22 protein-coding genes are annotated in these 24,369 nt (G+C 61.4%); 18 read left to right on the forward strand and 4 right to left on the reverse strand.

All coding sequences use genetic code 11. The features are described 5' to 3' along the window. Nucleotides 1-16 precede the first annotated feature (16 nt). Genes kdpB through C3F38_RS08495 form a run of 3 tightly spaced genes read right to left on the reverse strand, consistent with a single transcriptional unit; the run spans nt 17 to nt 3,890 of the window. On the reverse strand, nt 17-2,086 hold the full coding sequence (kdpB, locus tag C3F38_RS08485; protein ID WP_047728494.1) for a potassium-transporting ATPase subunit KdpB: 2,070 nt from the start codon (nt 2,084-2,086) through the stop codon (nt 17-19). 26 nt (nt 2,087-2,112) lie between these two features. Further along, on the reverse strand, nt 2,113-3,801 hold the full coding sequence (kdpA, locus tag C3F38_RS08490) for a potassium-transporting ATPase subunit KdpA (protein WP_038877511.1): 1,689 nt from the start codon (nt 3,799-3,801) through the stop codon (nt 2,113-2,115). Further along, nucleotides 3,801-3,890 (reverse strand): K(+)-transporting ATPase subunit F, encoded by a 90-nt coding sequence (locus C3F38_RS08495; protein ID WP_016928742.1) that lies wholly within the window; start codon nt 3,888-3,890, stop codon nt 3,801-3,803. The genes kdpA and C3F38_RS08495 overlap by 1 nt, the downstream gene beginning before the upstream one ends. Nucleotides 3,891-4,331: 441 nt before the next feature. On the opposite strand from C3F38_RS08495, the gene C3F38_RS08500 reads away from it, so the two are divergent. The 12 genes from C3F38_RS08500 (at nt 4,332) to nei (ending at nt 14,630) form a co-directional block, all read left to right on the forward strand. Continuing rightward, nucleotides 4,332-4,541 carry a YbfA family protein gene (locus tag C3F38_RS08500; protein ID WP_004939916.1) on the forward strand — a complete coding sequence of 70 codons (210 nt, stop codon included), beginning with the start codon at nt 4,332-4,334 and terminating at the stop codon, nt 4,539-4,541. A gap of 141 nt (nt 4,542-4,682) precedes the next feature. Next, nucleotides 4,683-5,639, forward strand: coding sequence for a DUF523 and DUF1722 domain-containing protein (locus tag C3F38_RS08505; RefSeq protein WP_038877513.1), 957 nt, complete (start codon nt 4,683-4,685; stop codon nt 5,637-5,639). A 15-nt stretch (nt 5,640-5,654) separates the two neighbouring features. Further along, nucleotides 5,655-7,085 carry a deoxyribodipyrimidine photo-lyase gene (phrB, locus tag C3F38_RS08510; RefSeq protein WP_055315459.1) on the forward strand — a complete coding sequence of 477 codons (1,431 nt, stop codon included), beginning with the start codon at nt 5,655-5,657 and terminating at the stop codon, nt 7,083-7,085. Between the two features lie 22 nt (nt 7,086-7,107). After that, nucleotides 7,108-8,088, forward strand: a complete 981-nt coding sequence (locus C3F38_RS08515; RefSeq protein ID WP_038877517.1) for an MBL fold metallo-hydrolase — start codon at nt 7,108-7,110, stop codon at nt 8,086-8,088. Nucleotides 8,089-8,106: 18 nt separating this feature from the next. After that, nucleotides 8,107-8,850 (forward strand): type 2 GTP cyclohydrolase I, encoded by a 744-nt coding sequence (locus tag C3F38_RS08520; RefSeq protein ID WP_055316096.1) that lies wholly within the window; start codon nt 8,107-8,109, stop codon nt 8,848-8,850. A gap of 159 nt (nt 8,851-9,009) precedes the next feature. Further along, nucleotides 9,010-9,666, forward strand: coding sequence for a 5-oxoprolinase subunit PxpB (gene pxpB, locus C3F38_RS08525; protein WP_004939909.1), 657 nt, complete (start codon nt 9,010-9,012; stop codon nt 9,664-9,666). Beyond that, complete coding sequence (pxpC, locus tag C3F38_RS08530; RefSeq protein ID WP_038877519.1) at nt 9,660-10,592, forward strand: 5-oxoprolinase subunit PxpC; 933 nt, start codon at nt 9,660-9,662, stop codon at nt 10,590-10,592. Before pxpB ends, pxpC begins: the two co-directional genes overlap by 7 nt. Continuing rightward, the gene (gene pxpA / locus C3F38_RS08535) at nt 10,582-11,322 is read left to right on the forward strand and encodes a 5-oxoprolinase subunit PxpA (protein ID WP_038877521.1); all 741 of its coding nucleotides are present in this window, start codon (nt 10,582-10,584) and stop codon (nt 11,320-11,322) included. The genes pxpC and pxpA overlap by 11 nt, the downstream gene beginning before the upstream one ends. A gap of 62 nt (nt 11,323-11,384) precedes the next feature. After that, entirely contained in the window at nt 11,385-12,116 is a 732-nt protein-coding gene (locus C3F38_RS08540) for a DUF969 domain-containing protein (RefSeq protein ID WP_048232937.1), read from the forward strand. Continuing rightward, nucleotides 12,113-13,132 carry a DUF979 domain-containing protein gene (locus tag C3F38_RS08545; protein ID WP_038877526.1) on the forward strand — a complete coding sequence of 340 codons (1,020 nt, stop codon included), beginning with the start codon at nt 12,113-12,115 and terminating at the stop codon, nt 13,130-13,132. The genes C3F38_RS08540 and C3F38_RS08545 overlap by 4 nt, the downstream gene beginning before the upstream one ends. A gap of 8 nt (nt 13,133-13,140) precedes the next feature. Then, entirely contained in the window at nt 13,141-13,785 is a 645-nt protein-coding gene (pcp, locus tag C3F38_RS08550; RefSeq protein ID WP_055316097.1) for a pyroglutamyl-peptidase I, read from the forward strand. 53 nt (nt 13,786-13,838) lie between these two features. Further along, nucleotides 13,839-14,630 (forward strand): endonuclease VIII, encoded by a 792-nt coding sequence (nei, locus tag C3F38_RS08555; RefSeq protein WP_038877530.1) that lies wholly within the window; start codon nt 13,839-13,841, stop codon nt 14,628-14,630. Nucleotides 14,631-14,687: 57 nt separating this feature from the next. Here the strand turns inward: nei and C3F38_RS08560 are convergent, their stop codons facing one another. Next, a complete protein-coding gene (locus C3F38_RS08560) occupies nt 14,688-15,980 on the reverse strand; it encodes a citrate synthase (protein ID WP_016928730.1) in 1,293 nt (430 codons plus the stop codon). 730 nt (nt 15,981-16,710) lie between these two features. Here C3F38_RS08560 and sdhC point away from each other — a divergent pair. From sdhC to odhB, 6 genes are all read left to right on the forward strand, one after another. Beyond that, nucleotides 16,711-17,100, forward strand: a complete 390-nt coding sequence (gene sdhC / locus C3F38_RS08565; RefSeq protein ID WP_004939893.1) for a succinate dehydrogenase cytochrome b556 subunit — start codon at nt 16,711-16,713, stop codon at nt 17,098-17,100. Then, on the forward strand, nt 17,094-17,441 hold the full coding sequence (gene sdhD / locus C3F38_RS08570) for a succinate dehydrogenase membrane anchor subunit (protein ID WP_004939891.1): 348 nt from the start codon (nt 17,094-17,096) through the stop codon (nt 17,439-17,441). Before sdhC ends, sdhD begins: the two co-directional genes overlap by 7 nt. Continuing rightward, nucleotides 17,442-19,208 (forward strand): succinate dehydrogenase flavoprotein subunit, encoded by a 1,767-nt coding sequence (gene sdhA, locus C3F38_RS08575; protein WP_015376974.1) that lies wholly within the window; start codon nt 17,442-17,444, stop codon nt 19,206-19,208. A 16-nt stretch (nt 19,209-19,224) separates the two neighbouring features. Next, nucleotides 19,225-19,941: a succinate dehydrogenase iron-sulfur subunit gene (locus C3F38_RS08580; protein ID WP_004939885.1), complete on the forward strand. Its 717-nt coding sequence runs from the start codon at nt 19,225-19,227 to the stop codon at nt 19,939-19,941. Between the two features lie 275 nt (nt 19,942-20,216). Next, nucleotides 20,217-23,024, forward strand: a complete 2,808-nt coding sequence (gene sucA, locus C3F38_RS08585; RefSeq protein ID WP_004939884.1) for a 2-oxoglutarate dehydrogenase E1 component — start codon at nt 20,217-20,219, stop codon at nt 23,022-23,024. Nucleotides 23,025-23,088: 64 nt separating this feature from the next. Next, nucleotides 23,089-24,306 carry a 2-oxoglutarate dehydrogenase complex dihydrolipoyllysine-residue succinyltransferase gene (gene odhB, locus C3F38_RS08590; protein ID WP_033637469.1) on the forward strand — a complete coding sequence of 406 codons (1,218 nt, stop codon included), beginning with the start codon at nt 23,089-23,091 and terminating at the stop codon, nt 24,304-24,306. The last annotated feature ends 63 nt before the right edge of the window (nt 24,307-24,369 follow it).

Raw genomic sequence — 24,369 nt, forward strand, 5'->3', positions numbered from 1 at the left:
TCATTTCCCTCAATGGTTAACCGGCGACGTGCAGCGCGACCAGGATCAGGTCGATCAGTTTGATGCCGACGAACGGCACCAGCAGGCCGCCGACCCCGTACAGCCACAGGTTGCGGCGCAGCAGGGCCGCGGCGCTCATCGGTTTGTAGCTCACCCCTTTCAACGCCAGCGGGATCAGGAACACGATCACCAGGGCGTTGAAGATCACCGCCGACATGATGGCGGAGGCCGGGGAATGCAGATGCATCACGTTCAGCGCGTTCAGCTGCGGATAGGTGGCCGCGAACGCCGCCGGAATGATGGCAAAGTATTTGGCCACGTCGTTGGCGATGCTGAAGGTGGTCAGCGAGCCGCGCGTCATCAGCATCTGTTTGCCGATGTGCACCACTTCGATCAGCTTGGTCGGGTTGGAATCCAGATCGACCATGTTGCCTGCCTCTTTGGCGGCCTGGGTGCCGGAGTTCATCGCCACCGCCACATCGGCCTGCGCCAGCGCCGGGGCGTCGTTGGTGCCGTCGCCGGTCATCGCCACCAGGCGGCCTTCCGCCTGGTACTGGCGGATCAGCGCCAGCTTGGCTTCCGGCGTGGCTTCCGACAGGAAGTCGTCCACCCCGGCTTCGGCGGCGATCGCCGCCGCGGTCAGCGGGTTATCGCCGGTGATCATCACCGTTTTGATGCCCATCTTGCGCAGCTCATTGAAGCGTTCCTTGATGCCGCCCTTGACGATATCCTTCAGCGCTACCACGCCCAGCACCCGGGCGCCTTCCGCCACCACCAGCGGTGTACCGCCGGTGCGCGCCACGCTTTCCACCAGATCGTCCACCGCCCGCGGGAAGTGCCCCTGATTGGATTCGACGTGACGGCGAATGGCATCCACTGCGCCTTTGCGGATCATGCGCTCCTGCACGTTGACGCCGCTCATGCGGGTCTGGGCGGAGAAGGGCACGAAGGTGGCGTTCAGCGCCTGCAGATCGCGTTCGCGCAGGTTGAATCGCTGTTTGGCCAACACCACGATGCTGCGGCCTTCCGGCGTTTCGTCCGCCAGCGAGGCCAGCTGCGCGGCATCCGCCAGCTCTTGCTCTTTCACGCCCGGCGCCGGCAGGAACTCCGAAGCCTGGCGGTTGCCCAGCGTGATGGTGCCGGTTTTATCCAGCAGCAGCACGTCCACGTCGCCGGCGGCTTCCACCGCGCGGCCGCTGGTGGCGATCACGTTGGCGCCGAGCATGCGGCTCATCCCGGCCACGCCGATGGCGGACAGCAGGCCACCGATGGTGGTGGGGATCAGACAGACCAGCAGCGCGACCAGCACGGTGATGGTGACCACGCTGCCGCTGCCGGCCGCTTCCACGCTGTATTGCGAGAACGGGAACAGGGTGGCGGTGGCCAGGACGAACACGATGGTCAGCGCCACCAGCAGGATAGTCAGTGCGATCTCATTCGGCGTTTTGCGGCGTTTGGCGCCTTCCACCATGGCGATCATGCGATCGAGGAAGGTTTCCCCCGGGTTGACGCTGCACTGCACCACCAGCCAGTCGGACAGCACGCGGGTGCCGCCGGTGACCGAGGAGAAGTCGCCGCCGGACTCGCGGATCACCGGCGCGGACTCACCGGTGATGGCGCTTTCATCTACCGAGGCGCCGCCTTCCAGCACTTCGCCGTCGCACGGGATGGTGTCGCCGGCTTCCACCAGCACGATATCGCCCTTGCGCAGGCTTTCGGCGGCCACTTTCTCCGTGGCGCCGTCGCGGCGCGGGCCGGCCAGTTTTTTCGCCCAGCTGGTTTTCTTGGTGCCCTTCAGGCTTTCCGCCTGGGCCTTGCTGCGCCCTTCGGCCAGCGCTTCCGCGAAGTTGGCGAACAGTACGGTGAACCACAGCCACAGGGAGACGCTGCCGGTAAAGGCGGCGGCGCCGTCGGTTTGGCCGGTGAGGATCGCCAGCCAGATGGCGGTGGTCAGAATGCTGCCGATATACACCACGAACATCACCGGGTTGCGCCATTGAACGCGAGGGTCCAGTTTTTTCACCGCATCGATCAGCGCGGTGCGCACCAGGGCCGGTTCAAACAGCGCGCGTTGTTTGCGAGTCATCTCTTATTCTCTCTCTGTGACGTCTGTTAGTTTGCCAACCAAAGCTGCAAATGCTCGGCCACCGGGCCCAGCGCCAGCGCCGGCACGAAGGTCAGCGCGCCCACCAGCAACACGGTGCCGATCAGCAGGCCGATAAACAGCGGCCCATAGGTCGGCAGGGTGCCGTTGCCCGCCGGTTGGCGTTGTTTGGCGCTCAGCGAACCGGCGATCGCCAGCACCGGCAGGATCACCCCGAAGCGGCCGACAAACATGGCGAAGGCCAACAGCAGGTTGTAGAACGGCGTATTGACGCTCAACCCGGCGAAGGCGCTGCCGTTGTTGTTGGCGGCGGAGGACAGGGCATACAGCACTTCGCTGAAGCCGTGGGCGCCCGGGTTGAGGATGCCGGCGCGGCCCGCGTCGGTGCCGATGGCCAGCGCGCTGCCCAGCAACACCAGCGTCGGCGTGACCAGGATCGCCAGCGCGGTCATCTTCATGTCGTAAACGTCGATTTTCTTGCCCAGATATTCCGGGGTGCGGCCGATCATCAGACCGGCGATAAACACCGTCAGCAGCACGAACAGCAGCATGCCGTACAGGCCGGAGCCGACGCCGCCGAACACCACCTCACCGATCTGCATCAGCCACATCGGCACCATGCCACCCAGCGCGGTGAAAGAGTCGTGCATGGCGTTAACCGCCCCGCAGGACGCGGCGGTGGTCACCACCGAGAACAGGCTGGTGGCAAGAATGCCGAAGCGCGACTCTTTGCCCTCCATATTGATGTTGCTGTCGGCGCCCAGCGCGCTCAGGTGCGGGTTGCCCGCCAGTTCGGCGTACATCACCACCACCACTGCTACCACGAAGATCAGCGCCATTGCCCAGATCAGTGCATGGCCCTGGCGGTTTTCACCGGCCAACTGGCCGAAGGAGAAGCACAGCGCGCAGGGGATCAGGAAGATGGCCAGCATCTGCACGAAGTTGGTCAGCACGGTTGGGTTCTCGAACGGGTGCGCCGAGTTGGCGCCGAAGAAGCCGCCGCCGTTGGTGCCAAGCATCTTGATCGCTTCCTGCGAGGCGACCGGCCCCATCGGCAGCGTCTGCTGCGCGCCTTCGAGCGTGGTGACGTGCAGGTAAGGCAGGAAGTTTTGCAGCGTGCCCTGGCTGACGAAGAACAGGGCGATCAGCAGCGCGATCGGCAGCAGCACATACAGCGTGATGCGGAACAGATCGGCCCAGGCGTTGCCGACGGTGTTGCCGGCGCGGCGGGTAAAGGCGCGGATCAGCGCAAAGGCCACGGCGATGCCGGTGGAGGCGGAGACGAAGTTCTGCACCGCCAGCCCGGCCATCTGGCTGAAATAGCTGAGGGCGCTTTCGCCGCTGTAGGCCTGCCAGTTGGTGTTGGTGACGAAGCTGACGGCGGTGTTGAGCGCCAGATCCCAGGAGAGGCCCGGGAAGCCTTGCGGGTTGAGCGGCAGCGAGCCCTGCGTCATCAGCAGGGCGAACAGCAGCGCCAGGCCGAGCAGGTTGAACGCCAGGATCGCCAGCGCGTACTGCCACCAGTTCATCTCGGTGGCGCGGATGCCGCAGGCGCGCCAGACGCCGGCTTCCACCCCGCGCAGCGCAGGCAGCGGCTCACCCTCGATCAGGCGCGCCATAAAGCCGCCCAGCGGCCGGGCCAGCAGCAGAAGCACCAGCAGGAAGCTGGCGATCAGTAAAAAGGCTGAAGCCGCCATCAGAAATCCTCCGCGTTAAACAGGGCGTAGACCAAATAGGCCAACAGCAGCAGAACCAACAGCGCACCACCAATAACGCTGAAACTCACGGGACACCTCCAGAGGTGTTGTTTTTGATAGAGGCAGTGTAGGGAGAGGGGTAGAAAGAAGATGAAAAAATCGCGCGGGTGGGTGTAAAAAAAGTATAAAAATGGCTGAAATTTCAGCGGAAATTCAGCGCTTCAACCATCAGGCCGGTGGCGAGATTGCCCCTGATGGGGGAGGGAGAACGGGCGTAAGCGGGAAATAACCACCCGGATAATAACCACAATGTAACCCATGGTAAGTTAAAAATTAACCTGGCTGTAACAAAATTACGGATCGCTGCGGCGATTAGCGATTTTTTGTGCGATTTAGTGGTCGGATGAGTAGTAAAATTTCATCAAGTGCGCTAAAATTTTGCCCAGTTACCAAATTACCGATTGTTCATTTGATACGCCGACGCCGTTTTCCCTGACAAATCAACGGCAGGCGTTTTTAAGGAGGTTCGCATGTCTACTACCTATCACGCTTATTCACTGCATCGGATTCTCCTGCGCCGCAGCGCAGTGGTTATCGCGGGCATTTTGGCCCTGCCGGTGATGCTGTTCCGCAGCGACCGCGGGCGTTTTTACAGCTACCTGCACCGCGTCTGGTCAAAAACCAGCGATAAGCCGGTCTGGCTGCAGCAGGCGGAACTGGCGTCCTGCGATTTCTACTGAGCCACTGCCGATTCACGAAAAACCCTCGCCCTGCGGCGGGGGTTTTTTTATGCCTATAGCCGCCCCTATCAAGCGCAAGGTCGTATTCGGCAAGCCATTCTTCTACACTTTCCTCATCGGCCAACAACACGGGAGAGCGATATGAGCGACAAGATCCCTATCGGTATCAGCGCCTGTTTACTGGGCGAGGCGGTGCGTTTCGACGGCGGCCACAAGCGGCTGGCCTTTGCGGTGGAACAGTTGGCACCCTATGTGCGCTTTGAGCCCGTTTGCCCGGAAATGGCGATCGGCCTGCCCACGCCGCGCCCGGCGCTGCGCCTGGTGAAGCAGGCGCAGCCGTGGCCGGCGATGCGCTACAGCAACGACGCCGGCGTGGATCTTACCGAGGAGATGCGCGGCTTCTCCGCGCAGCGCGTGGCGGCCTTGCAGCATCTGTGCGGCTATATCGTCTGCGCCAAGTCACCGAGCTGCGGCCTGGAGCGGGTGCGGGTCTACAGCGAAAACGGCAAGGACTCGCGTAAAAACGGCGTCGGTCTGTTTACCGCCGAACTGCTGCGCCAGATGCCGTGGCTGCCGGTGGAAGAGGATGGACGATTGCAGGACGCGGCACTGCGGGAAAACTTCATTGAACGGGTATACGCGCTGTACGAGCTGAACATGCTGTGGCGTCAGGGGCTGACCCGCGGCGGGCTGATCGCGTTTCACAGCCGCTATAAGCTGTCGCTGCTGGCGCATTCGCAGCCGGCGTATCGGGAGCTGGGGCGCTTCGTCGCCGATATTCACCGCTGGGACTCGCTGGAGGCCTTCGCCGTGGAATACCGCAGCCGCCTGATGGCGCTGTTGGCGCACAAGGCAACGCGCCGCAACCACACCAATGTGCTGATGCACGTGCAGGGCTACTTCCGCCGTCAGCTCAGTACGGCGCAGCGCCAGGAGCTGGCGCACCTGATCGACCGCTACCGGCAGGGCATGCAGCCGCTGTTGGCGCCGATCGCGCTGCTCAAGCATTACATGGCGGAATACCCCGATCGCTATCTGGCGGAACAACGCTATTTCGAACCTTATCCGGAGGCGCTGCGTTTGCGTTACGGCCATTGATTGACAAGGAGTTTTATGACCACGCATCTGGTCTGGTTGCGTAACGATCTGCGTATCACCGACAACAAAGCGCTGCAGGCGGCCTGCAGCGATCCCGAAGCCCGGGTGCTGGCGGTGTTTATCGCCACGCCGCAGCAGTGGCGGCAACATGAGATGGCGCCGCGGCAGGCGGCGCTGATCCACGCCAGCCTGCAGGCGGTGCAGCAGGCGCTGGCGCACAAGGGCATTGCGCTGCATTGCCATTCCTGTGCGGACTTTGCCGCGTCGATTGATTGGCTGTCGGACTATTGTGAGCGGGAGCAGGTGGATGCGCTGTTTTACAATCGCCAATACGAACTGAACGAACGGCGGCGAGATGCGCGGCTGGAACAGCGGTTGAGTGGCCGGGTGAGGTGCCACGGTTTCGATGACAGCCTGCTGTTGCCGCCGGGCAGCGTGCTCACCGGCGGCGGCGAGATGTACAAGGTCTATACGCCGTTTCGCAACGCCTTTCTTCAACGCCTGACCGAGTCCGACGTGAGTTGCCTGCCGGCGCCGAAGATCCGCGCCGGTGGTGCGTTACCCATGCCTGAAGCGCCGGTGGCGTTCGATTATCCCATGGCAGACATCGGGGATGGCTATCCCGCCGGTGAGGAGGCCGCGTTGCAGCGGCTGCGCGCCTTTTGCCGCGAGCAGGTGCAGGATTACCTCCGGCAGCGCGATCTGCCGGCCCTCGCCGGCACCAGTAGCCTGTCGCCCTATCTGGCGATCGGCGTGCTGTCGCCGCGCCAGTGCTTCAATCGCCTGCGCGCCGAATGCCCGCAGCTGCTGGAAGATCGCGAAAGCGGTGCCTTCGCCTGGCTCAACGAGCTGATTTGGCGCGAGTTCTATCGCCATCTGCTGGTGGCCTATCCCGATCTGTGCCGCCATCGGCCGTTTATTGCCTGGACGGACAAGGTGCGCTGGTGCGATGACGCGGCGAAGCTGCAGGCCTGGCAGCGGGGCGAGACCGGCTACCCGATCGTCGATGCCGCCATGCGCCAGCTCAACGCCACCGGCTGGATGCACAACCGGCTGCGCATGATCAGCGCCAGTTTTCTGGTGAAGGATCTGCTGATCGACTGGCGCGCCGGGGAGCGCTATTTCATGTCGCAACTGCTGGATGGGGATCTGGCGGCCAACAACGGCGGCTGGCAGTGGGCGGCCTCTACCGGCACCGACGCCGCGCCGTATTTCCGCATTTTCAACCCGACGACTCAGGGTGAACGTTTTGATCCACAAGGCACTTTTATCCGTAAATGGTTGCCGGAACTGGCGGATGTGCCCGACAATGACATCCATCATCCCCATCGCTGGGCGGAAAAGCAGCGATGCACGCTGAACTACCCGCTGCCGATCGTCGACCATAAGCAAGCTCGGCTGGAGACGCTGGCGGCGTTCGAGGCGGCAAAACGGGGAGAGTCTTGAGGCAACTGCAAGGAGCGACGCAATGATGAAAAAGGTGCTGGCCCTGTGCCTGAGCGGCTATTCGGCGCTGGCGATCGCCGGCTTTGACGTGGTGGCGCTCGGCGTCGACGGCGGCGTCAGCGACGGGAATCTGACCTCCTACCTGATCCGCAGCGACAATCAGCCGCGTTATGTGGCGCTGGACGCCGGTTCGCTGCTGCCGGGCATCGCCAAAGGGCTGGAGAAGGGCAGCTTCCCGCAGGTGACGCCCGAGCTGGCCGCGCCTTACACGCCGCAGGGCTATGTGTTCCGGCAGTTGATCGGCAGCTACTTTATCAGCCACGGCCACCTGGACCACGTGGCGGGGCTGATCGTCGGCTCACCCGAGGACAATAAAAAAACCGTTTACGCCCAGGCGGACACGGTACTGACCCTGCGTAATCACTACTTCAACTGGAAGGCGTGGCCGAACTTTACCGACGCCGGCAACGGCTCGCGGCTGGGCACCTACCGGCTGCAAACGGTGCGGCCGCAGCAGCGGTTTACCCTCGGCCTGACCGGATTGACCGGCGTGATGTACCCGCTCAGCCACGATCGCTATCCGTCGTCGATGCTGCTGATTTCCAACGGCAACGAGTTCTTCGCCTACTTCGGCGATACCGGGCCGGATAAGGTGGAGCAGTCGCGCGATCTCGATACCGTCTGGCGCGCGCTGGGGCCGCTTGTCGAGCAGAAGAAGCTCAAGGGCATGATTATCGAAACCTCTTACCCTAACGGGGTGGAGGATAAACATCTGTACGGTCATTTGACGCCGGCTTGGCTGCTGAAGGAGCTGAAGAACCTGACGCAGTACAGCGGCGGCGATGGCTCGCTGAACGGTTTGCCGGTGGTGATCAGCCACATCAAGCCCAGCCTGAAACAGGGCGAAGACACGCGCGCCGCCATTGCGCAACAGCTGGCGCAGGGCAACGATCTGGGCGTGAAATTTATCCTGATGGCGCAGGGCGACCGGCAGACATTTTGACTATGAAGAGAGAAGAGAATGCGTAACCTCGATCTGGAACAACTGATCAACACGGAACTGAACGTCGCGGCGTTTCAGGACTACGCCCCCAACGGATTGCAGGTAGAAGGCTGCCCGCACGTGCAGCGTATCGTGACCGGCGTCACCGCCTGTCAGGCGCTGCTGGACGCCGCGGTGGCGCATCAGGCCGACGCGATTATCGTGCACCATGGCTATTTCTGGAAAAACGAGGCGCCGGTGGTGCGCGGCATGAAGCGCAACCGCCTGAAAACGCTGCTGACCCACGATATCAACCTGTACGGCTACCACCTGCCGCTGGACGCGCATCCGGTGCTGGGCAACAACGCGCAGCTGGCGCAGGCGCTGGGCATTCGGGTGATTGGCGAAGTCGAGCCGCTGGTGCCGCACGGCGAATTTGAACAGCCGCTGACCGGCGAAGCGCTGCAGCAGCGAATCGAAAGCCGGCTGGGGCGCGCGGTGCTGCACTGCGGCGATAACGCGCCTGAGCACATTCGCCGGGTGGCCTGGTGCACCGGTGGCGGCCAGGGCTTTATCGACAGCGCGGCGCGCTTCGGCGTCGATGCGTTCATCAGCGGTGAAGTGTCTGAGCAGACCATTCACAGCGCGCGCGAAATGGGCGTGCATTTCTTCGCCGCCGGCCACCACGCCACCGAGCGCGGCGGCGTGAAGGCGCTGGGCGACTGGCTGGCGCAGCACCACGGCTTTGATGTGACCTTTATCGATATCCCGAATCCCGCCTGATTTTTTTCTTCCCCGGATCCAGCCCGGCCTGTGCGCCGGCTGAATCCTTTTACCGCGCTATTTCCTTATTTTCCTTATGGTTGCGTTCTATTGACAGCCGGGGCCGCGTCACGCATAACTGGTGTGTTTTTCATCGCGATAATAATAAGGAGAATAAGGGTGCAACAAGCACGTTATTACCTGTTGGGTGAAAGAGCGGTAGTGCTTGAACTGTCGCCGCCGGTGACCTTACCGAGCCAGCAGCGCATCTGGGCGCTGGCGGAAAAGCTGAATCACCACCCCGACGTGCGGGAAGTGGTGCCGGGGATGAATAACCTGACGCTGTTGCTGCATACGCCGCAGGCCGACGCCGAAGCGATGCTCGCATTGTTGCAACAAGGTTGGGAAAGCAAAGAGAGCCTGACGCCGGAATCGCGTCAGGTGGATATTCCGGTGGTCTACGGCGGGGAGCAAGGCCCCGATCTGGATGAAGTGGCGCGCCATACCGGCATGACGCCGCGGCAGGTGGTGGAATGCCACGCGGCGGCGGCCTACGTGGTCTATTTCCTCGGCTTTCAGCCGGGTTTCTCCTATTTGGGCGGCATGCCGGAACAGCTGGCGACGCCGCGCCGCGCTGAGCCGCGTCTGGCGGTGGCGGCCGGCTCCGTCGGCATCGGCGGCGGCCAGACCGGCATCTATCCGCTGGTGACTCCCGGCGGCTGGCAGCTGATTGGCCGCACGCCGCTGGCGCTGTTCAATCCGCATGAAATGCCGCCGACGCTGCTGCGCCCGGGCGATAACGTGCGCTTCGTGCCGCAGAAGGAGGGCGTATGCTGATTATTCTGCGTGCCGGCATCTATACCACGGTGCAGGATTTGGGCCGCGAGGGATTCCGACGCCTGGGCATCAGCACCGGCGGGGCGCTGGATCAACCGGCGTTGAAGATCGCCAACCTGCTGGTGGGCAATGCGCCGGAGGCCGCCGGGCTGGAGATCACCCTCGGCCAGTTCAGCGCCGAGTTTACCCGCCCTGGCTGGATCGCCCTGACTGGCGCCGGCTGCGACGCGCAGCTGGACGGCAAGCCGCTGTGGACCGGCTGGCGCTACCCGGTGAAAAAGGGGCAGCGGCTGGCGCTGGGCACGCCGAAACGCGGCATGCGCAGCTACCTGGCGATCTCGGGCGGCATCGCCGTGCCGGAAATGCTGGGCTCGTGCAGCACCGACATGAAAGCCGCCTTTGGCGGCCATGAAGGCCGTAATCTGAAGGACGGCGATCGGCTGCCGCTGGGCAAATCCCACGCGCTGCCGCAACACCGCTGTGGCGTGAAGCAGCTGCTGTTCACCAACCGCATCCGCGCACTGCCGGGGCCGGAGTACGCTGAGTTCAGCGAAGAGGCGCAGGACACGTTTTGGCGCACCGCCTGGCAGCTCAGCCCGCAGAGCAACCGCATGGGCTACCGCCTGCACGGCGGCACGCCGCTGGAGCGCACCACCGACCGCGAGATGCTGTCGCACGGCCTGCTGCCCGGCGTGGTGCAGGTGCCGCACAACGGCCAGCCGATCGTGCTGATGGCCGATGCGCAAACCACCGGCGGTTACCCGCGTATCGCCTGCGTGATCGAGGCCGATCTCTACCACTTGGCGCAGATCCGTCTCGGCGAACCGATCCACTTCGTTCTCTGCTCACTGACCGAGGCGCAGCGCGCCAAAGCCGAGCAGGATCTCTTCCTTCGACAGATTGCCTGGGGGTTACATGATCGTTGATTTAAACGCCGATCTCGGCGAAGGCTGCGCCAACGACCAGGCGCTGTTGCAATTGGTGAGTTCGGCCAACATCGCCTGCGGCTTCCACGCCGGCGATGCGCAGACCATGCGTCAGTCGGTGCGCTGGGCATTGCAGTACGGCGTGGCGATCGGCGCTCACCCGAGTTTTCCCGATCGGGAGAACTTCGGCCGCACCCGCATGCAGCTGCCGCCGGAAACGGTCTACGCGCAGGTGGTGTATCAGCTCGGGGCGCTGGCGGCGATCGCCCGCGCCGAGGGCGGAGTGATGGTGCACGTTAAGCCGCATGGCATGCTGTACAACCAGGCGGCGGTTGAGCCGGCGCTGGCGGAAGCGATCGCCCGGGCGGTGCAGGCGGTTGATCCGGCGCTGCGGCTGGTGGGGCTGGCCGGCAGCGAGCTGATTCGCGCCGGGGAACAACTCGGTCTGACCACCCGGCAGGAGGTATTCGCCGATCGCGGCTATCAGGCCGACGGCACGCTGGTGCCGCGCGGTTTGCCGGGGGCGTTGATCGACGATGACGAACAGGCGCTGGCGCAAACGCTGGAGATGGTGCGCCATCACCGGGTGCGCAGCGTGGATGGCGTCTGGACTGCCGTTCAGGCGGAAACCGTCTGCCTGCATGGGGACGGCGAGCATGCGCTGGCGTATGCGCGCAGGCTGCGGGACAGTTTTGTTCAGCAGGGCATCCGCGTCAGCGCGGAGCAGTAAAGCAATAAAGCAAGACACAACATCACAAGCAAAAAACTATTAGAAAATATCGAGGGAAGACTATGGAACAGGCCGTGAATCTCTGGCCACTGATTGGCATCGCCGCCATCGTGGTCGGGTTTATATTGCGTTTCAACCCGGTGCTGGTGGTGATCGCCGCCGGCATCATCACCGGTTTGGCGGCGCTGATGCCGCTGGATGTCATTCTGGAAAAGCTCGGCGAGGGCTTTCTCAACACCCGTAACCTGCCGCTGATCCTGCTGCTGCCGCTGGCGGTGATCGGCCTGCTGGAGCGCCACGGGCTGAAAGAGCGTGCGCAGGCGTGGATCGCCAAGATCAAAAGCGCCACCGCCGGCCGTTTGCTGATCGTATACCTGTTCGTGCGCGAGATTACTGCAGCGATGGGGCTGACCAGCCTGGGCGGGCATCCGCAGATGGTGCGGCCGCTGCTGGCGCCGATGGCGGAAGGAGCGACGGAAAACCGCTACGGCGAGCTGCCGGAGCGCACCCGCCACCGTCTGCGCGCCATGTCGGCCGCGACCGACAACGTCGGGCTGTTCTTCGGCGAAGATATCTTCGTCGCCTTCGGCGCGATCATCTTCATGCACAACTTTATGCTGGAGTCCGGCGGCATTCAGACCGAGCCGCTGCATATCGCGCTGTGGGGCATTCCGACCGCGATTTTCGCTTTCCTGATCCACGCGTTGCGGCTGTATCGGATGGATAAGCAGCTGAGCGCCGAGCTGGCGCAGCTGAATCAGGCGGCGCTGCAGGCGAAGGGGGAGGCACGATGAACTTCCAGCAACAATATCTCTACTGGCTGGCCGGCGCGGTGCTGCTGATTGTGGCGGTGATGTCCTTCCGCGATCGCGCCAACCCGCGCCGCATCACCACCGGGCTGTTTTGGGGGCTGTACGGCCTGGTGTTCCTGGTCGGCGACTGGACTTACCGCCTGCTGGGCGACGTACTGGGCGAGGGCAGCAACGAAAAACGCATGCTGCATATCATCGTTGGCGGGGTGGTGGTGGTGATGGCCCTGATTGCCGGCTTTGGCGGTGTGCGCCTCGGCAGCTATCACCAGCGGACGCCGCAGGAGCGCGAGGCCAGCGCCAAGCGCCTGGGCAACAAGCTGTTTATCCCCGCCCTGGCGATCCCGGTGGTGACGGTGATCGGCGTGCTGTTGTTCAACAACGTGCCGGCGTTGCAAACCGCGGTGTTCGGCAGCGGCAACCATGCGACGTTGATCACCCTGTTCTCGATGACCGTCGGCTGCCTGATTGGCCTGGCGATCGCGGTGAAAATGACCCACGAGAAGGCGCTGCAGCCGGTGCAGGAAGCGCGGCGCTTGCTGGATTCGATCGGCTGGGCGTTCATTCTGCCGCAGATCCTCGCCACGCTGGGGCTGCTGTTTACCGTCGCCGGCGTCGGCACCGCGATCTCGCATTTGACCCAGGAGTATCTGGCGGTCGATAACCGCTTTATCGCTGTGGCAGTCTACGCTATCGGTATGGCGGTGCTGACTATGGTGATGGGCAACGCCTTCGCCGCTTTCCCGATCGTTACCGCCGGCATCGGCATTCCGATCCTGGTGTTGCAGCACGGCGGCAACCCGGCGGTGATGGCGGCGATCGGCATGTTTTCCGGCTATTGCGGCACCCTGATGACGCCGATGGCGGCGAACTTCAACATCGTGCCGGCGGCGTTGCTGGAGCTGCCGGACAAGAATGCGGTGATCAAGGCGCAGGTGCCGACCGGCGTGCTGCTGCTGTTGGTTAACGTGTTCCTGCTGTATTTCCTGATGTTCCTGTAGGAGTAAGGATGCAAAAAGTATTGATTACCGGCTTTGAGCCGTTTGGCGGCGAGCGCCTCAACCCCTCCTGGGAAGTGGTGAAGCAGCTCAATGATATGGAGCTGGTCGGCACGCGCATCGTGGCGCGCCAGCTGCCGTGCGTGTTCGGCGCGGCGTTGGACGCGCTCAATGCGGCGATCGACGAGGTGCAGCCGGTGATGGTGCTGGCTATCGGCCAGGCCGGCGGCCGTACCGACATCACGATTGAACGGGTGGCGATCAACGTCGACGACGCGCGTATCCCCGACAATCAGGGGCAGCAACCGGTGGATGAGCCGATCGTCGCCGGCGGTCCGGCGGCCTATTTCAGCACTTTGCCGATTAAAGCGATGGTCAGTTCGATGCGCGAGGCCGGCATTCCGGCCGCCGTTTCGCAGACCGCCGGCACCTATGTGTGCAACCATGTCATGTATGGCCTGCTGCACCGTTTGAGCGGCCAGCACGAGGTCAAGGGCGGGTTTATCCATATCCCGTACCTGCCGGAACAGGCGGCGGCACACCCGGGTGCGCCGAGCATGGCGGCCTCGACGGTGCTGTTTGCATTGGAGCTGGCCGTTTCCATCGCTTTGCAGGTGGATCACGATCTGAAAGTGGTGGGCGGCGCGACGCATTAATCATGTCATCCCCGGCGCATCGGGCTGCGCCGGGTCTACGCAAGGAGTGGTCTATGCCGGAAGGACCGGAGATTCGCCGGGCGGCGGACAAATTGGCGGCGGCAGTGATCGATCAGCCGCTGACCGCCGTCGATTTCGCTTTTCCCCAGCTGAAACACTATCGCCAGCGTCTGCTCGGCGAGCGCATCGTCGCCATCGAGCCGCGCGGCAAGGCGCTGCTGACCCATTTCTCCAATGGGCTGACAATGTACAGCCACAACCAGCTGTACGGCGTGTGGAAAGTGGCGGCGGCAGGGGAGACGCCGGAGACCAAGCGCGATCTGCGGGTGCGGCTGGAAACCGCCCGCAGCGCGATATTGCTTTACAGCGCTTCCGACATTACCGTCGGGCCGCGCGAGGAAATAGAGCAACACCCGTTTTTGCAACGCATCGGCCCCGACGTGTTGGACATGTCGCTGACGGTAGACGATGTGGAGGAGCGGTTGCTGACGCCGCGTTTTCGCCGCAGGCAGCTGGGGGGCATGCTGCTCGACCAGGCGTTTCTTGCCGGATTGGGCAATTATCTGCGCGCCGAAATCCTGTGGCAGGCCGAACTGGCGCCGCAGCACAAACCGCAGGATCTGACGCCAGAGGCGCTGCGCCGCCTGGCGGAGGCATTGCTGGCGGTGCCGCGCCTTTCCTACCAGACGCGCGGGCAGGCGGATGACAACCGGCATCACGGCGCGCTGTTTCGCTTCAAGGTATTTCATCGCAGCGGCGAGCCCTGCGAACGCTGCGGTGGGATGATCGTGCGTACCGAACTGTCGTCGCGGCCGTTTTATTGGTGCCCGGGCTGCCAGAAATAACCAAAAAAAACGCCGCCCGAAGGGGCGGCGCTGTGCGGTTTCAGCCGGGAAAGCGGCTTACTTGTTTTTCAGCTGGGATTTGAAATCACGCTCGGCATAGCCGGTGTACAGCTGACGCGGACGGGCAATTTTGATGCCTTCGTCGTGCATTTCGTTCCAGTGGGCGATCCAGCCGATGGTGCGCGCGATGGCGAAGATCACGGTGAACATGGAAGAAGGAATGCCCATCGCCTTCAGGATGATGCCGGAGTAGAAGTCGACGTTCGGGTACAGTTTCTTCTCGATGAAGTACGGGTCGTTCAGCGCGATGTGTTCCAGCTCCATCGCGACCTGCAGCAGGTTGTCGTCCTTCTTGTTCAGCTCTTTCAGCACTTCGTGACAGGTTTCGCGCATCACGGTAGCGCGCGGATCGTAGTTCTTGTACACGCGGTGGCCGAAGCCCATCAGGCGGAAGGAGTCGTTCTTGTCCTTGGCGCGCTTGATGAATTCTGGAATGTGCTCGACGGTCTTGATCTCTTCCAGCATTTTCAGCGCCGCTTCGTTGGCGCCGCCGTGCGCCGGTCCCCACAGGGAGGCGATACCGGCCGCGATGCAGGCGAACGGGTTGGCGCCGGAAGAGCCGGCGGTGCGCACGGTAGAGGTAGAGGCGTTCTGCTCATGGTCGGCGTGCAGGATCAGAATGCGGTCCATGGCGCGTTCCAGCACCGGGTTCACCACGTACTCTTCGCACGGAGTGGCGAACATCATGTGCAGGAAGTTGCCGGCATAGGACAGATCGTTGCGTGGGTAAACGAACGGCTGGCCCAGGGAATATTTGTAGCACATCGCGGCCACGGTCGGCATCTTGGACAGCAGACGGAACGCGGTGATTTCACGGTGACGCTCGTTGTTGACGTCCAGCGCATCGTGGTAGAACGCCGCCAGCGCGCCGGTCACACCGCACAGCACCGCCATCGGGTGCGAGTCGCGACGGAAACCACGGAACAGATGGGTGATCTGGTCGTGAATCATGGTGTGGCGGGTGACGGTGGTCTTGAAGGTCTCGAACTCTTCCGGCGTTGGGGTCTCGCCGTACAGCAGGATGTAGCACACTTCCAGGTAGGAAGATTCTTTCGCCAGCTGCTCGATAGGGAAGCCGCGGTGCAGCAGCACGCCTTTGTCGCCGTCGATGAAGGTAATCTTGGATTCGCAAGAAGCGGTGGAGGTAAAGCCGGGATCAAATGTGAAATAACCTTTGGAACCCAGAGCGCGGACATCGAGGACATCAGGGCCCAGTGTCGGTGTCAATACGCCCAGTTCGATCGGAGCTTCGCTGTCGTTAATGGTTAGCGTCGCTTTCTTATCAGTCATTTACTGTCTCCTTAGCGCCTTATTTTAAAAACCACTAACAACTGAAATACCTTAAATCTCTGCAGGTTGCCCGCAAAAAAATGGTGCGGACGCTAACTCTGTGAGCGACTGCGCAACTGTGCGCGGGTAGGGTACAGAGTGCTGACCAGGCGAACGAGACGGGTGACCAGTTGTTAACGATTCATAGTAATTCGTTATAGTCTGTTAATCTTACCTATGAGCTGTTCGAAGAGATGTGAACCTATCCCAATAATCTGTTTTTATTTGCTTTATTTGCTTTTTGACGCCGGCAAAATCGAGCGGGAAACAACGGCTATTGGGATAGGTTCGTCAAATACACTGTTGCATAACTCGAACCCGGGGGGAAGTGTATCTGCTGACCCATAGCGCATCATAGGACCGTTTGTGCCCCTATATGTAATGGAAATGTTGATCTCTTGTCAAATCAGATAATTAATTTTGCACTAATTGTGAAATCCGTGATCTGAATCACTGTTCGGGGGAAATGTTATCAAAGCGGTTGTATGAGAATTGTAATCAGAATGTGATCCTCCTATACTGCCGCCAGGTCTCCGGATTACCCTGAAGTAGGAGCACCCAGCGTTATAAATGCGCGCCGTTTGAGCACAGAGGATGTTGATGTTTGAGCGCGTGACGTGTAAGGGTTTTAGGCTCTTAACGCTGTCTGATCCCCGCCCAGGCCCGGAGGAAGGAAAATAATAAGAGCTGTGTGGGCAAATACGTGAAAAAACAACGACCTGTCAACTTGGATCTGCAAACGATCCGGTTCCCCGTAACTGCGATAGCGTCTATCTTACACCGAGTCTCTGGCGTAATTACCTTCGTTGCCGTGGGTATCCTCCTCTGGCTGCTGGGCCTGTCACTCTCTTCCCAAGAGGGGTTCCTGCAGGCGGCCGCCATCATGAATAGCTTCATCGTCAAATTCATATTCTGGGGCATCCTCACGGCGCTGGCCTATCACATTTGCGGTGGCATCCGTCACTTGTTAATGGATTTTGGCTACATCGAAGAGAGTTTGGCCGCCGGTACCCGTTCCGCCCAGGTGGCGATCGGTCTGACCGTCGTGCTGTCAGTTCTGGCTGGAGTCCTCGTATGGTAAACAACGTTTCTGCATTAGGGCGCAACGGCGTGCACGATTGGCTGCTGCTGCGCGCTTCCGCTATCATCATCACCCTGTACGTCCTGTATATCCTGGGCTTCTTCGTCACGGCCCCGGAACTGACTTATGACATCTGGCGCGGTTTCTTCGCCACTTCCATTACGAAAGTGTTCACTCTGCTGACCTTGCTGTCGATTCTGGTGCACGCCTGGATCGGGCTGTGGCAGGTGCTGACGGACTACGTCAAGCCACTGGCGGTTCGCCTGGTGTTGCAGCTGGCTGTCGTGGTCGCGTTGCTGGTCTATTTACTGTACGGAACAATCGTAGTGTGGGGTGCTTAAATGAAACTGCCAGTCAGAGAGTTTGATGCCGTCGTAATCGGCGCCGGCGGTGCGGGCATGCGTGCCGCGCTGCAAATTTCCCAAGCGGGCTCGACCTGTGCCCTGCTGTCCAAAGTTTTCCCGACCCGTTCCCATACCGTGTCCGCACAGGGCGGCATCACCGTCGCGCTGGGCAACAGCCACGAGGATAACTGGGAATGGCATATGTACGACACGGTGAAAGGTTCCGACTATATCGGTGACCAGGATGCCATCGAATATATGTGTAAAACCGGCCCGGAAGCGATTCTGGAACTGGAACACATGGGCCTGCCGTTCTCTCGTCTGGACGACGGCCGCATCTATCAGCGCCCGTTCGGCGGCCAGTCGCTGAACTTCGGCGGCGAGCAGGCGGCGCGTACCGCAGCCGCAGCCGACCGTACCGGCCACGCGCTGCTGCACACCCTGTACCAACAGAACCTGAAAAACCACACCACCATCTTCTCCGAGTGGTATGCGCTTGATCTGGTGAAAAACCAGGACGGCGCGGTGGTCGGCACCACGGCTATCTGTATCGAAACCGGTGAAGTGGTTTACTTCAAAGCCAAGGCCACCGTGCTGGCGACCGGCGGCGCAGGCCGTATTTACCAGTCCACCACCAACGCCCACATCAACACCGGCGACGGTGTCGGCATGGCGCTGCGCGCCGGCGTGCCGGTGCAGGACATGGAAATGTGGCAGTTCCACCCGACCGGCATCGCCGGCGCGGGCGTGCTGGTGACCGAAGGCTGCCGCGGCGAAGGCGGTTACCTGCTGAACAAACACGGCGAGCGCTTCATGGAGCGTTATGCGCCGAATGCCAAAGATCTGGCGGGCCGCGACGTGGTTGCCCGTTCGATCATGATCGAAATCCGCGAAGGCCGCGGCTGCGACGGTCCTTGGGGCCCGCACGCCAAGTTGAAGCTGGATCACCTGGGTAAAGAGGTGCTGGAATCCCGTCTGCCGGGCATTCTGGAACTGTCCCGTACCTTCGCGCACGTCGATCCGGTGAAAGAGCCGATCCCGGTTATCCCAACCTGCCACTATATGATGGGCGGCATTCCGACCAAGGTGACCGGCCAGGCGTTGACCGTGAACGAGAAAGGCGAAGACGTGGTGATCCCGGGGTTGTTCGCGGTGGGCGAAATCGCCTGCGTATCGGTGCACGGCGCCAACCGCTTGGGCGGCAACTCGCTGCTCGACCTGGTGGTGTTCGGCCGTTCCGCCGGCATGCACCTGCAGGAATCGCTGGAAGAGCAGGGCGTGAGCCGTGACGCCAGCGACTCCGACGTGGAAGCCTCGCTGGACCGTCTGAACCGTTGGAACAACACCCGTTCCGGCGAAGACCCGGTCGAAATTCGCAAGGCGCTGCAGTCTTGCATGCAGCACAACTTCTCGGTATTCCGCGAAGGCGATGCGATGGCCAAGGGCCTGGAAGAACTGAAAGTGATCCGTGAACGTCTGAAGAACGCACGCCTGGACGATACCTCCAGCGAGTTCAACACCCAGCGCATCGAGTGCCTGGAGTTGGATAACCTGATGGAGACCGCGTATTCCACCGCCGTGTCGGCCAACTTCCGTACCGAGAGCCGTGGCGCACACAGCCGCTTCGACTACCCGGAACGCGATGACGCCAACTGGCTGTGCCATTCGCTGTATCTGCCGCAATCGGAAAGCATGACGCGTCGTGAAGTGAACATGCAACCGAAGCTGCGCCCGGCATTCCCGCCGAAAGTGCGTTCTTACTAATTGCGGAGATCGACAGATGAAACTCGAATTTTCCATTTATCGCTACAACCCGGATGTCGATGACGCGCCGCACATGCAGGACTACACCCTGGAAGCGGAAGAAGGTCGCGACATGATGCTGCTGGATGCGTTGATCCAGCTGAAAGAAAAAGACCCGACCCTGTCGTTCCGTCGCTCATGCCGCGAAGGCGTGTGCGGTTCCGATGGCCTGAACATGAACGGTAAAAACGGCCTGGCGTGCATCACCCCGATTTCGTCGCTGCGCAAAGGCAACGGCAAGATCGTGATCCGTCCGCTGCCGGGCCTGCCGGTGGTGCGCGATCTGGTGGTGGATATGGGCCAGTTCTATACCCAGTATGAAAAGATCAAGCCATACCTGCTGAACGACGGCAAGAACCCGCCGGCGCGCGAGCACCTGCAGTCGCCGGAGCAGCGCGCCAAGCTGGACGGTCTGTACGAGTGCATTCTGTGCGCCTGCTGCTCGACCTCTTGCCCATCGTTCTGGTGGAACCCGGACAAGTTCATCGGGCCTGCCGGTCTGTTGGCGGCATATCGCTTCCTGATCGACAGCCGTGACACGGAAACGCAAGAACGTTTAGATGATCTGGACGACGCTTTTAGTGTTTTCCGCTGCCATAGCATTATGAATTGTGTCAGTGTATGTCCTAAAGGCTTGAACCCGACGCGTGCTATCGGGCATATCAAGTCCATGCTGCTGCAACGCGGCGCATAAACGGAATGAGATGCTGCGCCGGGCTCTTTTCCGGCGCACATCCCATAGGGGAGGGAACCTCTAAAAACTGACCTGCGGCTGCGGCGCTATGCAGCCTGGTTCTTCCGCCGGTTTTTAGAGGTTCCTTGTAAGGGACCGCAAGGTCCATAACAGAACGTATCGGGCCGTCATGGCCGCAAGTACGTCGAGTGAACCGTTTTACGGCAAACCGTATTCATCACGGTAATTATGTTAACCACGGCGAAAACTAAAGCTTCAAAGCTTAAGGGATCATGATGCAGAACGGCGCAATGAAGGCCTGGCTGGATTCCTCCTATCTGGCGGGCGCGAACCAGTCTTACATAGAACAGCTCTATGAAGACTTCTTAACCGATCCGGGTTCCGTTGAAGATAGCTGGCGTTCCATTTTTCAACAGCTACCAACCGCGGGTGTCAAACCCGATCAGCTTCACTCTCAAACGCGCGATTACTTCCGCCGCCTGGCGAAAGACTCCGCGCGCTATAACACCACCATCACCGATCCGGAAACCGACGCCAAACAGGTCAAGGTACTGCAGCTGATCAACGCCTTCCGCTTCCGCGGGCATCAGCATGCCAACCTCGATCCGCTCGGCCTGTGGCAGCGCGAGCAAGTTCCTGACCTTGATCCCGCTTACCACAACCTGACCGAAGCCGATTTCCAGGAAACCTTCAACGTGGGCTCTTTCGCCATCGGCAAAGAAACCATGAAGCTGGGCGATCTGTACGCCGCGCTGAAGCAGACCTATTGCGGGTCGATCGGTGCTGAGTATATGCACATCACCAACACCGAAGAGAAACGCTGGATCCAACAGCGCATCGAGTCAGTGGTGGGGCGCGCCAGCTTTACCGCCGACGAAAAACGCCGTTTCCTGAACGAGCTGACCGCGGCGGAAGGCCTGGAACGTTACCTGGGCGCCAAATTCCCGGGTGCTAAACGCTTCTCGCTGGAAGGCGGCGACGCGCTGGTGCCGATGCTGAAAGAGATGGTGCGCCACGCCGGTAAGAACGGCACGCGCGAAGTGGTGTTGGGCATGGCCCACCGCGGCCGTCTGAACGTGCTGATCAACGTGCTGGGCAAAAAGCCGGCAGACCTGTTCGACGAATTCGCCGGCAAGCATAAAGAACACCTCGGCACCGGTGACGTGAAATATCACCAGGGCTTCTCTTCCGACGTGGAAACCGAAGGCGGCATGGTTCACCTGGCGCTGGCGTTCAACCCGTCGCACCTGGAGATCGTCAGCCCGGTGGTCATGGGCTCGGTACGTGCCCGTCGCGATCGTCTGGACGAAGCGCGCAGCAACATGGTGCTGCCGATCACCATCCACGGCGACGCCGCCATCACCGGCCAGGGCGTGGTTCAGGAAACCCTGAACATGTCTCAGGCTCGCGGCTACGAAGTGGGCGGCACCGTGCGTATCGTCATCAACAACCAGGTTGGTTTCACCACCTCCAACCCGCTGGATGCGCGCTCTACCGAATACTGCACCGACATCGCCAAAATGGTTCAGTCGCCGATCTTCCACGTTAACGCGGACGATCCGGAGGCCGTGGCCTTCGTCACCCGCCTGGCGTTGGATTTCCGTAACACCTTTAAGCGTGACGTGATGATCGATCTGGTCTGCTACCGTCGCCATGGGCACAACGAGGCCGACGAGCCGAGCGCCACCCAGCCGGTGATGTATCAGAAGATCAAGAAACACCCTACGCCGCGCAAAATCTACGCTGACGTTCTGACCGAGCAGAAAGTGGCCAGCCTGGAAGATGCCACGGAAATGGTCAACCTGTACCGTGACGCGCTCGACCGCGGCGATTGCGTGGTTGAAGAATGGCGTCCGATGAACCTGCACTCCTTCACCTGGTCTCCGTACCTGAACCACGAGTGGGACGAAGAGTACCCGAGCAAGGTCGAGATGAAGCGCCTGCAGGAGCTGGGCCGCCGCATCAGCACCGTGCCGGAAGCGATCGAAATGCAGTCGCGCGTGGCGAAAATCTACGCGGACCGCGCCGAGATGGCGGCGGGCAACAAGCCGTTCGACTGGGGCGCCGCCGAAACGCTGGCCTACGCCACCATGGCGGATGAAGGCATTCCAATCCGCATCTCCGGCGAAGACGCCGGCCGCGGTACCTTCTTCCACCGCCACGCGGTGGTGCACAACCAGAAAAACGGTTCCGTCTACGTTCCGCTGGCGAACATCCACAGCGGCCAGGGCGAATTCAAGGTCTGGGACTCCGTGCTGTCCGAAGAAGCGGTGCTGGCGTTCGAATACGGCTACGCGACGGCGGAACCGCGCACGCTGACCATCTGGGAAGCGCAGTTCGGCGACTTCGCCAACGGCGCGCAGGTCGTTATCGACCAGTTCATCAGCTCCGGCGAGCAAAAATGGGGCCGTATGTGCGGCCTGGTGATGCTGCTGCCGCACGGCTATGAAGGCCAGGGCCCAGAGCACTCTTCCGCGCGTCTGGAACGCTATCTGCAGCTGTGCGCAGAGCAGAACATGCAGGTGTGCGTCCCGTCCACGCCGGCGCAGGTTTACCATATGCTGCGTCGTCAGGCGCTGCGCGGTATGCGCCGTCCGCTGGTGGTGATGTCGCCGAAGTCGCTGCTGCGTCACCCGCTGGCGATTTCTTCGCTGGACGAACTGGCCAACGGCACCTTCCTGCCGGCGATCGGCGAGATCGACGACTTGGATCCGAAAGCGGTCAAGCGCGTCGTGCTGTGCTCCGGTAAGGTCTACTACGACCTGCTGGAACAGCGTCGCAAGAACGAGCAGAAAGATGTGGCCATCGTGCGTATCGAGCAGCTGTATCCGTTCCCGCATCAGGCCGTGCAGGCCGTGCTGGAGCAATACTCGCACGTGCATGATTTCGTCTGGTGTCAGGAAGAGCCGCTGAACCAGGGCGCCTGGTACTGCAGCCAACACAACTTCCGTGAAGTGGTACCGTTCGGGGCTTCTTTACGTTACGCAGGACGTCCGGCCTCCGCTTCTCCGGCGGTGGGCTATATGTCCGTACACCAGAAGCAGCAGCAGGCTCTGGTGAACGACGCGCTGAATATTGACTAATGTTCGCTCGCTTGCCGGCCGAGGGGCCGGCAAGCAGATGATAAAAAACTTAAGGGAAAGCTAAATGAGTAGCGTAGATATTCTGGTTCCTGACCTTCCTGAATCGGTTGCCGATGCGACCGTAGCCACCTGGCACAAAAAACCGGGCGACAGCGTGCAGCGTGATGAAGTCCTGGTTGAAATCGAAACTGACAAAGTGGTGTTGGAAGTGCCGGCCAGTGAAGCGGGCATTCTCGATGCTATCGTGGAAGAAGAGGGCGCGACCGTGCTGTCTCGCCAGCTGCTCGGCCGCATCCGTCCGGGCGACAGCTCCGGCAAGCCGACCGCTGAGAAGAGCCAAGAGAAAGAAGCCACGCCTGCCCAGCGCGCTACCGCGAGCCTGGAAGAAGAAAGCAATGACGCGCTCAGCCCGGCGATTCGTCGCCTGATCGCCGAACACGATCTCGATGCCGGCGCCATCAAAGGCACCGGCGTGGGTGGCCGCATCACGCGTGAAGACGTGGAAGCGCACCTGGCCAAAGGCGGCGCCGCTGCCAAACCGGCCGCCGCCGCTGAAGCCGCTCCGCAGCCTGCTCTGGCCGGCCGCAGCGAAAAACGCGTGCCGATGACTCGCCTGCGCAAACGCGTCGCCGAGCGTCTGTTGGAAGCGAAGAACAGCACCGCGATGCTGACCACCTTCAACGAAATCAACATGCAGCCGATCATGGACCTGCGCAAGCAGTACGGCGAAGCCTTCGAGAAGCGCCACGGCGTGCGTCTGGGCTTCATGTCCTTCTACATCAAGGCGGTGGTTGAAGCGCTGAAGCGCTTCCCGGAAGTGAACGCGTCGATCGACGGTTCCGACGTGGTTTACCACAACTACTTCGACATCAGCATCGCGGTTTCGACCCCGCGCGGCCTGGTGACGCCGGTACTGCGCGATGTAGACGCCATGAGCATGGCTGACATCGAGAAGAAAATCAAAGAGCTGGCCGTTAAGGGCCGCGACGGCAAACTGACCGTGGAAGAGCTGACCGGCGGTAACTTCACCATTACCAACGGCGGCGTATTCGGCTCCCTGATGTCTACCCCGATCATCAACCCGCCGCAGAGCGCCATCCTGGGCATGCACGCCATTAAAGATCGCCCAATGGCGGTTAATGGTCAGGTGGTGATCCAGCCGATGATGTATCTGGCGCTGTCTTATGACCACCGCCTGATCGACGGTAAAGAATCCGTCGGTTATCTGGTGACGGTCAAAGAGATGCTGGAAGATCCGGCTCGTCTGCTGCTGGACGTCTAGTAACCCTTGCCGGGCGCGGCATGCCGCGCCCGCACTCTGTGCTATGTGGCCGGAAAACCATGC

The sequence above is a fragment of the Serratia sp. SSNIH1 genome, assembly GCF_002935055.1.
Taxonomy (GTDB): domain Bacteria; phylum Pseudomonadota; class Gammaproteobacteria; order Enterobacterales; family Enterobacteriaceae; genus Serratia; species Serratia nevei.

What these genes read in the sequence shown, in the direction of transcription:
- sucA (WP_004939884.1), top strand. Translation starts at nt 20,217, where the DNA reads ATGCAGAACGGCGCAATGAAGGCCTGGCTGGATTCCTCCTATCTGGCG.
- sdhD (WP_004939891.1), top strand. Translation starts at nt 17,094, where the DNA reads ATGGTAAACAACGTTTCTGCATTAGGGCGCAACGGCGTGCACGATTGG.
- C3F38_RS08500 (WP_004939916.1), top strand. Translation starts at nt 4,332, where the DNA reads ATGTCTACTACCTATCACGCTTATTCACTGCATCGGATTCTCCTGCGC.
- sdhA (WP_015376974.1), top strand. Translation starts at nt 17,442, where the DNA reads ATGAAACTGCCAGTCAGAGAGTTTGATGCCGTCGTAATCGGCGCCGGC.
- phrB (WP_055315459.1), top strand. Translation starts at nt 5,655, where the DNA reads ATGACCACGCATCTGGTCTGGTTGCGTAACGATCTGCGTATCACCGAC.
- C3F38_RS08505 (WP_038877513.1), top strand. Translation starts at nt 4,683, where the DNA reads ATGAGCGACAAGATCCCTATCGGTATCAGCGCCTGTTTACTGGGCGAG.
- pxpC (WP_038877519.1), top strand. Translation starts at nt 9,660, where the DNA reads ATGCTGATTATTCTGCGTGCCGGCATCTATACCACGGTGCAGGATTTG.
- pxpA (WP_038877521.1), top strand. Translation starts at nt 10,582, where the DNA reads ATGATCGTTGATTTAAACGCCGATCTCGGCGAAGGCTGCGCCAACGAC.
- nei (WP_038877530.1), top strand. Translation starts at nt 13,839, where the DNA reads ATGCCGGAAGGACCGGAGATTCGCCGGGCGGCGGACAAATTGGCGGCG.
- C3F38_RS08580 (WP_004939885.1), top strand. Translation starts at nt 19,225, where the DNA reads ATGAAACTCGAATTTTCCATTTATCGCTACAACCCGGATGTCGATGAC.
- kdpB (WP_047728494.1), bottom strand. Translation starts at nt 2,086, where the DNA reads ATGACTCGCAAACAACGCGCGCTGTTTGAACCGGCCCTGGTGCGCACC.
- C3F38_RS08515 (WP_038877517.1), top strand. Translation starts at nt 7,108, where the DNA reads ATGATGAAAAAGGTGCTGGCCCTGTGCCTGAGCGGCTATTCGGCGCTG.
- odhB (WP_033637469.1), top strand. Translation starts at nt 23,089, where the DNA reads ATGAGTAGCGTAGATATTCTGGTTCCTGACCTTCCTGAATCGGTTGCC.
- pcp (WP_055316097.1), top strand. Translation starts at nt 13,141, where the DNA reads ATGCAAAAAGTATTGATTACCGGCTTTGAGCCGTTTGGCGGCGAGCGC.
- C3F38_RS08560 (WP_016928730.1), bottom strand. Translation starts at nt 15,980, where the DNA reads ATGACTGATAAGAAAGCGACGCTAACCATTAACGACAGCGAAGCTCCG.
- C3F38_RS08545 (WP_038877526.1), top strand. Translation starts at nt 12,113, where the DNA reads ATGAACTTCCAGCAACAATATCTCTACTGGCTGGCCGGCGCGGTGCTG.
- C3F38_RS08540 (WP_048232937.1), top strand. Translation starts at nt 11,385, where the DNA reads ATGGAACAGGCCGTGAATCTCTGGCCACTGATTGGCATCGCCGCCATC.
- C3F38_RS08520 (WP_055316096.1), top strand. Translation starts at nt 8,107, where the DNA reads ATGCGTAACCTCGATCTGGAACAACTGATCAACACGGAACTGAACGTC.
- kdpA (WP_038877511.1), bottom strand. Translation starts at nt 3,801, where the DNA reads ATGGCGGCTTCAGCCTTTTTACTGATCGCCAGCTTCCTGCTGGTGCTT.